General features: G+C 68.7%; 11 protein-coding genes. 2 read left to right on the plus strand and 9 right to left on the minus strand.

Annotated elements, in window-relative coordinates; all coding sequences use genetic code 11:
* Positions 1-563 (plus strand): M56 family metallopeptidase (locus tag R6V09_RS32510; RefSeq protein WP_317885043.1); only part of this gene is annotated, 563 nt, incomplete at its 5' end.
* A 36-nt stretch (positions 564-599) separates the two neighbouring features.
* Here R6V09_RS32510 and recQ read toward each other — a convergent pair.
* Entirely contained in the window at positions 600-2,678 is a 2,079-nt protein-coding gene (recQ, locus tag R6V09_RS32515) for a DNA helicase RecQ (protein ID WP_317885044.1), read from the minus strand.
* Between the two features lie 255 nt (positions 2,679-2,933).
* On the opposite strand from recQ, the gene R6V09_RS32520 reads away from it, so the two are divergent.
* The gene (locus tag R6V09_RS32520; RefSeq protein WP_317885045.1) at positions 2,934-3,476 is read left to right on the plus strand and encodes a hypothetical protein; all 543 of its coding nucleotides are present in this window, start codon (positions 2,934-2,936) and stop codon (positions 3,474-3,476) included.
* 58 nt (positions 3,477-3,534) lie between these two features.
* Here the strand turns inward: R6V09_RS32520 and nuoN are convergent, their stop codons facing one another.
* From nuoN to R6V09_RS32560, 8 genes are all read right to left on the minus strand, one after another.
* Positions 3,535-5,190 carry an NADH-quinone oxidoreductase subunit NuoN gene (gene nuoN / locus R6V09_RS32525; protein ID WP_317885046.1) on the minus strand — a complete coding sequence of 552 codons (1,656 nt, stop codon included), beginning with the start codon at positions 5,188-5,190 and terminating at the stop codon, positions 3,535-3,537.
* Positions 5,187-6,758: an NADH-quinone oxidoreductase subunit M gene (locus tag R6V09_RS32530; protein ID WP_317885047.1), complete on the minus strand. Its 1,572-nt coding sequence runs from the start codon at positions 6,756-6,758 to the stop codon at positions 5,187-5,189. Before R6V09_RS32530 ends, nuoN begins: the two co-directional genes overlap by 4 nt.
* Positions 6,759-6,763: 5 nt before the next feature.
* Positions 6,764-8,659 carry an NADH-quinone oxidoreductase subunit L gene (gene nuoL / locus R6V09_RS32535; RefSeq protein ID WP_317885048.1) on the minus strand — a complete coding sequence of 632 codons (1,896 nt, stop codon included), beginning with the start codon at positions 8,657-8,659 and terminating at the stop codon, positions 6,764-6,766.
* Positions 8,660-8,673: 14 nt separating this feature from the next.
* On the minus strand, positions 8,674-8,973 hold the full coding sequence (gene nuoK / locus R6V09_RS32540) for an NADH-quinone oxidoreductase subunit NuoK (RefSeq protein WP_016437642.1): 300 nt from the start codon (positions 8,971-8,973) through the stop codon (positions 8,674-8,676).
* On the minus strand, positions 8,970-9,818 hold the full coding sequence (locus R6V09_RS32545; RefSeq protein WP_317885049.1) for an NADH-quinone oxidoreductase subunit J: 849 nt from the start codon (positions 9,816-9,818) through the stop codon (positions 8,970-8,972). The genes nuoK and R6V09_RS32545 overlap by 4 nt, the downstream gene beginning before the upstream one ends.
* Entirely contained in the window at positions 9,815-10,417 is a 603-nt protein-coding gene (gene nuoI / locus R6V09_RS32550) for an NADH-quinone oxidoreductase subunit NuoI (RefSeq protein ID WP_317885050.1), read from the minus strand. Before nuoI ends, R6V09_RS32545 begins: the two co-directional genes overlap by 4 nt.
* The gene (nuoH, locus tag R6V09_RS32555) at positions 10,410-11,780 is read right to left on the minus strand and encodes an NADH-quinone oxidoreductase subunit NuoH (protein ID WP_317885051.1); all 1,371 of its coding nucleotides are present in this window, start codon (positions 11,778-11,780) and stop codon (positions 10,410-10,412) included. The genes nuoI and nuoH overlap by 8 nt, the downstream gene beginning before the upstream one ends.
* On the minus strand, positions 11,777-12,082 hold a 306-nt coding region (locus R6V09_RS32560), incomplete at its 5' end, for a molybdopterin dinucleotide binding domain-containing protein (protein ID WP_317885052.1). The genes R6V09_RS32560 and nuoH, both read right to left, overlap by 4 nt.

The following is a 12,082-nucleotide window of genomic DNA, read 5'->3' on the forward strand; positions in this document are numbered from 1 at the left end:
ATCTGCGGGAGCGCGCCCCCGACCTGCCCGCCGGGCTGCCCCCGGCGCGCGGCCCCCTCCTGGTCCTGGAGGACGAGTACCCGGACGCCTGGTGGATGCCGGGCCACCCGCCCCAACTGGTCGTCACCACGGGCGCCCTGCACCGCCTCACCGGCCATCAGCTCGACGCGGTCCTCACCCACGAACGCGGTCACGCCCGCGCCCACCACGACTGGCTGCTGCATCTGTCGACCGCGCTGGCCTCGGGTTTCCCGCGCGTCCCGCTGTTCGCCCACTTCTGCGACCAGACCCACCGGCTGGTGGAACTCGCCGCCGACGACACCGCCTCCCGCCGCTGCGGCCACCTGACCACGGCGCTGGCACTGATCGAGCTGAACAACCACCGCGGTGTCCTCTCCTGCGCCTCCAGCCACCGCCTCCTCGGCGAACGCGTCGACCGCCTCCTTGACCCCCGCCCGAGGCTGGGCCGCCGTCGCCGGGCCCTGACGACGACGGTGGCAGCGCTGATCCCCCTGCTGCCCCTGCTGATCGTGTTCGCACCGGGGCTGACGGCACTGAGCTGAGGGCTGTACCGGCTCCCTGCGCCCCGGTCCCGGTCCCTATATCCAGTCCTCGGGCTCCGGCTCCGCATCCATCTCCGGCCAGTAGTCCGCACCGGGGTCACCGTCGCCGGCCGCCCGGGCCGGCGCGGGCACCGAACCCCGAACCGAGGCGGACGCCGACGCCGACGCCGTAGCCGGAGCCGCGGTTGCCGCCGGTACCGCCCCCGAGCCCGCGCCGGGCGCCTCGCCCAGCCCCGCCAGCACCCCGATCACGCCCTCCCCGTATGTCGCCAGCTTCTTCTCGCCGACCCCGCTGATCTCCCCCAACTGCCCCACCGACGTGGGCCACACCGTCGCGATCTCCCGGAGCGTGGCGTCGTGGAAGATGACGTACGCCGGAACCCCCTGCTCACGGGCCTGCTCCGCACGCCAGGCACGCAGGGCCTCGAAAGCGGGCTGGAGCGACTCGGGGAGTTCGACCGCAGCGGCCTTGGCCTTGCGCTCGCCCCGGCCGGAGGACGACGACCCCGACCGCGAACTCGCCGGTTTCTTCGGCTCCTTGCGCAACGGCACCTCCCGCTCGCGCCGCAGCACGGTGCCGCTCGCCTCGGTGAGCACCAGCGTGCCGTACTCCCCCTCGACCGCGAGCAGCCCCTGTGCGAGCAACTGCCGTACGACACCCCGCCATTCGCCTTCGGCCAGGTCCTCGCCGATGCCGAACACGGACAACTGGTCGTGGTCGAACTGGATCACCTTGGCGGTCCGGCGCCCCATGAGGATGTCGACGATCTGCACGGCGCCGAACTTCTGGCCCCGCTCCCGCTGCAGCCGTACCACCGTCGACAGCACCTTCTGCGCGGCGACCGTGCCGTCCCAGGTCTCCGGCGGGGTGAGGCAGGTGTCGCAGTTGCCGCAGGCCGCCGCGTCGGGGTCCTGGCCGAAGTAGGCGAGCAGTTGGCCGCGCCGGCACTGTGCCGTCTCACAGAGCGCGAGCATGGCCTCCAGGTGGGCGGCGGCGCGGCGGCGGAACGCCTCGTCGCCCTCGCTGGACTGGATCATCTTGCGCTGCTGTATGACGTCGTTCAGGCCGTACGCCATCCAGGCCGTGGAGGGCGATCCGTCACGCCCCGCACGCCCCGTCTCCTGGTAGTAGCCCTCCACCGACTTGGGCAGGTCGAGGTGGGCGACGAACCGTACGTCCGGCTTGTCGATGCCCATGCCGAAGGCGATGGTCGCGACGACGATCAGCCCGTCCTCGCGCAGGAACCGGGACTGGTGTGCCGCGCGTGTGCCCGAGTCGAGTCCCGCGTGGTACGGCACCGCCTCGATGCCGTTGCGGGACAGGAACTCGGCGGTCGCCTCCACGGACTTGCGTGACAGGCAGTACACGATGCCCGCGTCGCCCGCGTGCTCCTCACGCAGGAAGCTCAGCAGCTGCTTCTTGGGGTCGGCCTTCGGGACGATCCGGTACTGGATGTTGGGCCGGTCGAAGCTCGCCACGAAGTGCCGGGCGTCCGGCATCTTCAGCCGCTGGGTGATCTCCTTGTGCGTGGCGTCCGTGGCTGTCGCCGTGAGGGCGATCCTCGGGACGTCCGGCCAGCGCTCGCCCAGGAGTGAGAGGGAGAGGTAGTCCGGGCGGAAGTCGTGGCCCCACGAGGACACGCAGTGCGCCTCGTCGATCGCGAACACCGAGATCTTGCCGCGCGAGAGCAGGTCCAGGGTGGAGTCGAGCCGCAGCCGCTCCGGCGCGAGATAGATGAGGTCCAGCTCACCGGCGAGGAACTCGGCCTCGACCACGCGCCGCTCGTCGAAGTCCTGCGTCGAGTTCATGAACCCGGCGCGCACGCCGAGCGCCCGCAGCGCGTCCACCTGGTCCTGCATCAGCGCGATCAGCGGGGAGACGACGACTCCCGTGCCTGCTCTGACCAGGGACGGAATCTGGTAGCACAGCGACTTGCCGCCACCGGTCGGCATGAGGACCACGGCGTCGCCGCCCGCCACCACATGCTCGATGACCTCTTCCTGCGCGCCGCGGAAGCTGTCGTAGCCGAAGACGCGGTGGAGCGTGGCCAGTGCCTCGCTCTCGCCGTGTGCCGTCGGCGTCCGTACTTCGGTCGTCACAACCGTCCCGCCCATCCCGTGCATCGCTCGTCCCCCGTACGTCGTCCCTCGACCACTGCGTCCACGATAGGGGTCCGCGCTGACAGCGTCGGAGTTATCCACAGGCCGGCGACGGTGACCGGGTGTGGTCAGTCGAATGGCTCCCGTCACATGGCGGGACGGGTACGGCCGGAACATGCTGCTCGGACGGGCCGGGGGAGGTCCGCCACGCCACCGAACGGACGGCGCGCCGTGTGCGCGGACGCCTCCCGAAGTCCAAGGAGCCCCACCATGTTCCCTCGGCCCCTGTCCTCCCGGCCCCTGCGGGGTGCCGTCAAGACCGCCGTCGCGGTGGCGACGGCCGCGGCCTTCGCGCTGACCGCCGCCCCGGCCCACGCCGCGTCCGACCCCGACCCGGCTGTGTGGACCACGCTGAGCAAGACGTATCAGGCCACGTCGAAGTACGGGTACGAGGCGTTCGCGGGCATCCCGAGCCCCGGATACCAGCGCTCCGACGACTGCGTCGCCAACCCGCCCGAGGGCGGCATGGGCTACCACTATGTCAACCAAGAGAACATCGATTCACTCGATCCGGCGAAACCGGCGGCCCTGCTGTACGCGGACGGGTCCGACTTCGTCGAAGGGCGCCAACTGGTCGCGGTCGAGTGGATGGTGAAGGACACGGGCCAGACGACCGCGCCGACGCTGTTCGGGCAGACCTTCCAGAAGGGCCTGCTCCCCGGCTACTTCACCCTCCACGCCTGGATCTACAAGCCCAATCCCAAGGGCCTGTTCGCACCCTGGAACCCCGAGGTCGTCTGCCCGAAAGCCTGACAGCACATGCACGAAGGCCCCGGCCCCCGAGAAGGGAACCGGGGCCTTCGGCCTGTACTCAGCGGACGAAGATCCCCGCCTGGTTCGCCAGGTCCAGGAAGTACTGCGGGGCCACACCGAGGACGAGCGTGACCGCCACGCCGATCCCGATCGTCGCCATGGTCAGCGGGGACGGGACCGCGACGGTGGGTCCGTCGGGCCTCGGCTCGCTGAAGAACATGAGCACGATCACGCGGATGTAGAAGAACGCCGCGATCGCCGAGGAGAGCACACCGACCACGACCAGCGGGGCCGCGCCGCCGGCCGCCGCCGCCTTGAACACGGCGAACTTCCCGGCGAAGCCGGCCGTCAGCGGAATACCCGCGAAGGACAGCAGGAACACCGCGAACACGGCCGCGACCAACGGCGACCTCCGCCCGAGCCCCGCCCACTTCGACAGGTGCGTCGCCTCGCCGCCCGCGTCCCGTACGAGCGTGACGACCGCGAAGGCGCCGATCGTCACGAACGAGTAGGCGCCCAGGTAGAAGAGGACGGACGAGACGCCGTCCCGGGTGGTCGCGATGACGCCCGCGAGGATGAAGCCCGCGTGCGCGATCGACGAGTACGCCAGGAGCCGCTTGATGTCGGTCTGGGTGATCGCGACGATCGCGCCGCCCAGCATCGTGATGATCGCGACGCCCCACATGACGGGCCGCCAGTCCCAGCGCAGGCCCGGCAGCACGACGTAGAGCAGCCGGAGCAGCGCTCCGAAGGCGGCCACCTTGGTCGCGGCGGCCATGAAGCCGGTGACCGGGGTGGGCGCGCCCTGGTAGACGTCCGGCGTCCACATGTGGAACGGCACCGCGCCCACCTTGAACAGCAGCCCCATGACGATCATCGCGCCGCCGATGAGCAGCAGTGCGTCGTTGCCCATGGTGTCGGCGAGGGCCGGGTTGATGTTGGTGATGGAGCCGTCGACGACCTGCGCGATCGTGGCGTACGACATCGAGCCCGCGTAGCCGTAGAGCAGTGCGATGCCGAACAGGGTGAACGCGGAGGCGAAGGCGCCGAGGAGGAAGTACTTGACCGCGGCCTCCTGCGACAGGAGCCGCTTGCGGCGGGCCAGGGCGCACAGGAGGTAGAGCGGGAGGGAGAAGACTTCCAGGGCCACGAACAGGGTCAACAGGTCGTTGGCCGACGGGAAGACCAGCATTCCGGAAACCGCGAAGAGCAGGAGCGGGAAGACCTCCGTGGTGGTGAAACCGGCCTTGACCGCGGCCTTCTCGCTGTCGCTGCCGGGCACGGACGCGCCCTGCGCGGCGAAGGAGTCGACCCGGTTGCCGTGTGCCTCGGGGTCGAGTCGCCGCTCCGCGAAGGTGAACAGGCCGACCAGTCCGGACAGCAGGATCACGCCCTGGAGGAACAGGGACGGTCCGTCGACCGCGATCGCGCCCATCGCTGCGATGTGCGCCTTGGTGGTGCCGTACCCGTCCGCCGCGAGCGCCACGACCGCCGCGAAGGCGGCGCAGAGCGCTACGACGGACACGAACACCTGGGCGTAGTAACGGGACTTGCGCGGGACGAACGCCTCGACCAGTACCCCGATGAGCGCCGCGCCGAGGATGATCAAGGTGGGCGACAACTGCCCGTACTCGATCTTCGGTGTGGGGATCTTCGAGATCGGGTCCGCGGCTGCCGCCGTTGTCCACAGGCTGTGGACGGCTGTTGCGCTCACTTGGCCGCCTCCACCGAGGGCTTGGGATCCTTCTTGTGTACGTCGGACAGGGTCTGCTTGACCGACGGGTTCACGATGTCCGTGATGGGCTTCGGGTAGACGCCCAGGAAGATCAGCAGCACGATCAGCGGGGCGACGACCAGGAGTTCACGCGGTCGCAGGTCCGGCATCGTGGCGACCTCGGGCTTCACCGGGCCGGTCATCGTCCGCTGGTAGAGGACGAGGGTGTACAGCGCGGCCAGGACGATGCCGAAGGTCGCGATGATCCCGATCGCCGGGTAGCGCGAGAACGTGCCCACCAGGACCAGGAACTCGCTCACGAAGGGCGCGAGCCCCGGCAGCGACAGGGTGGCCAGACCGCCGATCAGGAAGGTGCCCGCGAGCACCGGGGCCACTTTCTGCACCCCTCCGTAGTCGGCGATCAGACGCGAGCCGCGCCGCGAGATCAGGAACCCGGCGACCAGCATCAACGCGGCCGTGGAGATGCCGTGGTTGACCATGTAGAGCGTCGCGCCGGACTGGCCCTGGCTGGTCATCGCGAAGATGCCCAGCACGATGAACCCGAAGTGCGAGATCGACGCGTACGCCACCAGCCGCTTGATGTCCCGCTGCCCGACCGCGAGCAACGCCCCGTAGATGATGCTGATCAGGGCGAGGACGAGGATGACCGGCGTCGCCCACTTGCTGGCCTCCGGGAAGAGCTGGAGGCAGAAGCGGAGCATCGCGAAGGTACCCACCTTGTCGACGACCGCCGTGATGAGCACGGCGACCGGCGCGGTGGACTCCTGCATGGCGTTGGGCAGCCAGGTGTGCAGCGGCCACAGCGGCGCCTTCACCGCGAAGGCGAAGAAGAAGCCGAGGAACAGCCAGCGCTCGGTGTTGGTCGCCATGTGCAGCGAGCCGTCGGCCCGCGCCTGCGCGATGTCCGCGAGCGAGAAGTTCCCGGCCACTACGTAGAGGCCGATCACGGCCGCCAGCATGATGAGACCGCCGACCAGGTTGTAGAGCAGGAACTTGACGGCGGCGTACGACCGTTGGGTGGCCGCCGCCTCGTCCCCGTGCTCGTGGGCCCGGTCGCCGAAGCCGCCGATGAGGAAGTACATCGGGATCAGCATGGCTTCGAAGAAGATGTAGAAGAGGAAGACGTCGGTGGCCTCGAAGGAGATGATCACCATCGCCTCCACCGCAAGGATGAGGGCGAAGAAGCCCTGGGTGGGCCGCCAGCGCTTGCTGCCGGTCTCCAGGGGGTCGGCGTCGTGCCAGCCGGCCAGGATCACGAAGGGGATCAGCAGAGCGGTGAGCGCGATGAGCGCGACCGCGATGCCGTCCACACCCAGCTCGTAGCGGACCCCGAAGTCGGCGATCCAGGGGTGGGACTCGGTCAGTTGGTAGCGGTCGCCGCCCGGGTCGAAGCGCACCAGGATGACGATGCCCAGCGCGAGCGTCGCCAGCGAGACGAACAGCGCCAGCCATTTCGCGGCGGTGCGCCGGGCGGCCGGGACGGCGGCCGTGGTCACCGCCCCGAGGGCCGGGAGCGCCGCCGTCGCTGTCAGGAGGGGAAAGGACATCGGTATCAGACCGCCCTCATCAGCAGGGTCGCGGCGACGAGGATGGCCGCACCGCCGAACATCGAGACCGCGTACGACCGCGCATAGCCGTTCTGCAGCTTGCGCAGCCTTCCGGAGAGGCCGCCCATGGAGGCCGCCGTGCCGTTGACGACGCCGTCGACCAGGGTGTGGTCGACGTAGACCAGGGAGCGGGTGAGGTGTTCGCCGCCGCGCACCAGGACGACGTGGTTGAAGTCGTCCTGGAGGAGGTCGCGGCGGGCGGCCCTGGTGAGCAGCGACCCGCGCGGGGCGACGGCCGGGACCGGACGGCGCCCGTACTGCGCCCAGGCGATCCCGACGCCGATGACGAGCACCACCATGGTGGCCAGGGTGACCGTCAGGGCGCTGACCGGGGAGTTGCCCTCCTCGTGGCCGGTGATGGGCTCCAGCCAGTGCAGGAAGCGGTCGCCGATGCCGAAGATGCCGCCGGCGAAGACCGATCCGAAGGCCAGCACGATCATCGGGATCGTCATCGTCTTCGGGGACTCGTGCGGGTGCGGCTCGTTGCCGTTCTCGTCCGGCTGCCAGCGCTTCTCTCCGAAGAAGGTCATCAGCATCACGCGCGTCATGTAGAACGCCGTGATGGCCGCGCCCAGCAGGGCAGCGCCGCCGAGGATCCAGCCCTCGGTGCCGCCCTTCGCGAAGGCCGCCTCGATGATCTTGTCCTTGGAGAAGAAGCCGGACAGGCCCGGGAAGCCGATGATGGCGAGGTAGCCGAGGCCGAAGGTGATGAAGGTGACCGGCATGTACTTCCTGAGGCCGCCGTACTTCCTCATGTCGACCTCGTCGTTCATGCCGTGCATGACCGAACCGGCGCCGAGGAACAGTCCGGCCTTGAAGAAGCCGTGCGTCACCAGGTGCATGATCGCGAAGACGTAGCCGATGGGGCCGAGGCCCGCGGCGAGCACCATGTAGCCGATCTGCGACATGGTCGAGCCCGCGAGGGCCTTCTTGATGTCGTCCTTCGCGCAACCGACGATCGCACCGAACAGGAGCGTGACGGCACCGACGACGGTGACGACGAGCTGCGCGTCGGGCGCCGCGTTGAAGATCGCTCCGGAGCGGACGATCAGGTACACGCCCGCGGTCACCATGGTCGCCGCGTGGATGAGGGCCGAGACCGGGGTCGGGCCCTCCATCGCGTCGCCGAGCCAGGACTGCAGCGGTACCTGGGCGGACTTGCCGCAGGCGGCGAGGAGCAGCATCAGGGCGATGCCCGTGAGCTTGCCCTCGGAGGCGTCACCGACGTGGCTGAGGACCGGCCCGAAGGCGAAGGTCCCGAAGGTCGTGAACATCAGCATGATGGCGATCGACAGGCCCATGTCGCCGACCCGGTTGACCAGGAAGGCCTTCTTCGCGGCGGTCGCCGCGCTGGGCTTGTGCTGCCAGAAGCCGATCAGCAGGTAGGAGGCGAGACCGACGCCTTCCCAACCGACGTACAGGAGCAGGTAGTTGTCGGCGAGGACGAGGATCAGCATCGCCGCGAGGAACAGGTTCAGATAGCCGAAGAAGCGGCGGCGGCGCTCGTCGTGCTCCATGTACCCGATCGAGTACAGGTGGATGAGCGAGCCGACACCGGTGATCAGCAGGACGAAGGTCATCGACAGCTGGTCGAGGCGGAAGGTGACGTCCGCCTGGAAGCCCTCGACGGGGACCCAGGTCCACAGGTGCTGCATGAGCGTCCGGTGCTCGGCGTTCTTCCCCAGGAGGTCGGTGAAGAGGACGACACCGATCACGAAGGAGGCGGACGACAGGAGCGTGCCGATCCAGTGGCCGACGGCGTCGAGCCGCCGGCCGCCGCACAGCAGTACGGCCGCTCCGAGCAGAGGCGCCGCTACCAGCAGCGCAATCAGGTTCTCCACGATTCAGCGACCCCTCAGAGCTTCATCAGGCTGGCGTCGTCGACCGAGGCCGAGTGGCGGGAACGGAACAGCGACACGATGATCGCGAGCCCGACCACGACCTCCGCGGCGGCGACGACCATCGTGAAGAAGGCGATGACCTGACCGTCGAGGTTGCCGTGCATCCGGGAGAAGGTGACGAACGCGAGGTTGCAGGCGTTGAGCATCAGCTCGATGCACATGAAGACGACGATCGCGTTCCGCCTGATCAGTACGCCGGTGGCGCCGATCGTGAACAACAGGGCGGAGAGATAGAGGTAGTTGACGGGGTTCACTTCGACGCCTCCTCGGTCCGCTTGAGGTCCGCCGCTTCGATCCCGGTCCGGTCCAGGCGCTCCTCGGCGCGCTGTTCGAGGGCTCGCAGGTCGTTGAGCGCCTGGTTCGACACATCGCGGATCTGGCCGCGGTCGCGGAGCGTCTTGCTGACCGTGAGCTCGGACGGGGTGCCGTCGGGCAGCAGGCCCTGGACGTCCACCGCGTTGTGCCGGGCGTAGACACCGGGGGCCGGGAGCGGCGGGACGTGCTTGCCCTCGCGGACGCGCTGTTCGGACAGCTCGCGCTGGGTCTTGGGCCGCTCGGTGCGCTCGCGGTGCGTGAGCACCATGGCGCCGACGGCGGCCGTGATCAGCAGGGCGCCGGTGATTTCGAAGGCGAACACGTACTTGGTGAAGATGAGGGCGGCCAGGCCCTGCACATTGCCGTTCGCGTTGGCCGTGCTCAGGCCGTCGAACTGACTGAGCGAGGCGTTGCCGATGCCCGCGACCAGCAGGATGCCGAAGCCGAGCCCGCAGAGAAGGGCCAGCCAGCGCTGGCCCTTGATGGTCTCCGTCAGGGAGTCGGCGGCCGTGACGCCGACCAGCATCACCACGAAGAGGAACAGCATCATGATCGCGCCGGTGTAGACGACGATCTGCACGACGCCCAGGAAGTAGGCGCCGTTGGCGAGGTAGAAGACCGCCAGGATGATCATGGTCCCGGCGAGGGAGAGGGCGCTGTGCACGGCCCTTTTCATGAGGATGGTGGACAGGGCGCCGATCACCGCGACCGTGCCGAGGACCCAGAACTGGAAGGCCTCGCCGGTGGAGGTGGAGTAGGCAGCGGCGGTGAACTGCGCGCTCATGCCTCCACCCCCTCTTCCTCGGGCTTCTCGCCCTTGGATACGGCGACTTGGGGCACCGTGCCGGGTGCGGCCTCCGTCACCAGGCCCCGGTAGTAGTCCTGTTCGTTCATCCCCGGGTAGATGGCGTGCGGGCTGTCGACCATGGTGTCGTCGAGGCCGGCCAGCAGCTGTTCCTTGGTGTAGATGAGGTTGGCGCGGCTGCTGTCCGCCAGCTCGAACTCGTTGGTCATCGTCAACGCGCGCGTGGGGCACGCCTCGATGCACAGGCCGCACAGGATGCAGCGGGCGTAGTTGATCTGGTAGACGCGGCCGTACCGCTCGCCCGGCGAGTAGCGCTCCTCGTCGGTGTTGTCGGCGCCCTCCACATAAATGGCGTCGGCGGGGCAGGCCCACGCGCACAACTCGCAGCCGACGCACTTCTCCAGGCCGTCCGGATGGCGGTTGAGCTGGTGCCGTCCGTGGAACCGGGGGGCTGTGGTCTTCTGCTGCTCCGGGTACTGCTCGGTCAGCCGCTTCTTGAACATGGCCTTGAAGGTCACGCCGAAGCCGGCCACGGGGTTCTGGAAACCGGGTTTGGTCTCCTTGGGCTCCTCAGCCATCGGACGCCTCCTTTCCATCCAGAGATCCGTCACTGCCAGTATCCGAGCCACCACTGACAATCAGCTCCCGCTCGCGTCGCGAGGGGCGCCGAGGCACCGGCGGCAACTCCTGTCCCGGCAGCGGCGGTACGGGGAATCCGCCCGCCATCGCGTCGAACCCGGCGGGTTCCTCGGCCAGTAGCGCGTCTTCCTTGGCCTTCTGGCGGAACATGTCCGCGATGAAGGACAGCAACAGCAGGACGAGGACACCGCCGACGATGTAGAGGGCGATGTCGGCGAAGTCGTAGTTCTCGTTCTTGAGGGTCCGTACGGTCGCGACGAGCATCAGCCAGACCACAGAGACCGGGATGAGGACCTTCCAGCCGAGCTTCATCAACTGGTCGTAGCGCACGCGCGGGAGAGTGCCGCGCAGCCAGATGAAGAAGAACAGCAGCAGCTGGACCTTGATGACGAACCAGAGCATCGGCCACCAGCCGTGGTTCGCGCCCTCCCAGAAGGAGCTGATCGGCCACGGGGCCCGCCAGCCGCCCAGGAAGAGCGTGGTCGACACCGCGGAGACCGTGACCATGTTCACGTACTCGGCGAGCATGAACAGCGCGAACTTGATGGACGAGTACTCGGTGTTGAAGCCGCCGACCAGGTCGCCCTCGGACTCCGGCATGTCGAAGGGGGCGCGGTTGGTCTCGCCGATCATCGTGATGACGTAGATGATGAAGGAGACCGGCAGCAGGATGATGTACCAGCGGTCGTGCTGCTGTTCGACGATCGTCGACGTGGACATCGACCCGGAGTAGAGGAACACCGAGGCGAACGCGGCGCCCATGGCGATCTCGTAGGAGATCATCTGCGCGCAGGAGCGCAGGCCGCCCAGGAGCGGGTAGGTGGAGCCGGAGCTCCAGCCCGCGAGGACGATGCCGTAGATGCCGACCGAGGCGACCGCGAGGATGTAGAGCATCGCGATCGGCAGGTCGGTGAGCTGCATCGTGGTGCGGTGGCCGAAGATCGAGACCTCGTTGTCGGCCGGTCCGAAGGGGATGACCGCGATCGCCATGAAGGCCGGGATGGCCGCGACGATCGGCGCGAGGATGTAGATCGCCTTGTCGGCGCGCTTGACGATGAGGTCTTCCTTGAGCATCAGCTTCACGCCGTCGGCGAGCGACTGGAGCATGCCCCAGGGGCCGTGCCGGTTGGGGCCGATGCGCAGCTGCATCCAGGCGACGACCTTGCGTTCCCAGACGATCGAGAACAGCACGGTGATCATCAGGAAGGCGAAGCAGAACACCGCCTTGACGACGACCAGCCACCAGGGGTCGCGGCCGAACATGGAGAGGTCTTCGGCAGCGAGGTACGGGTACGGGCTCATGCCTCCACCTCCTTGGGGGCCTCGCCCGCGAGCGTGGCCGGGCCGATGCGGACGAGTGCGCCGGGCAGCGCCCCGGTGTCGGAGGCGACGCCCCCGCCGGTGGAGTTCAGCGGGAGCCAGACCACGCGGTCGGGCATCTCGGTGATCAGCAGCGGGAGTTCGACGGTTCCGGAGGTACCGGTCACCGCGAGGGCGTCGCCGTCCTTGACGCCCGCCTCGGCGGCGGTGGCGGCCGACACACGCGCGTGGGCGGCGTGCCGGGTGCCGGCGAGTGCGTCGTCGCCCTCCTGGAGGGCGCCCTG

Origin of the sequence: Streptomyces sp. W16, assembly GCF_033194735.1 — a bacterium.
GTDB lineage: Bacteria > Actinomycetota > Actinomycetes > Streptomycetales > Streptomycetaceae > Streptomyces.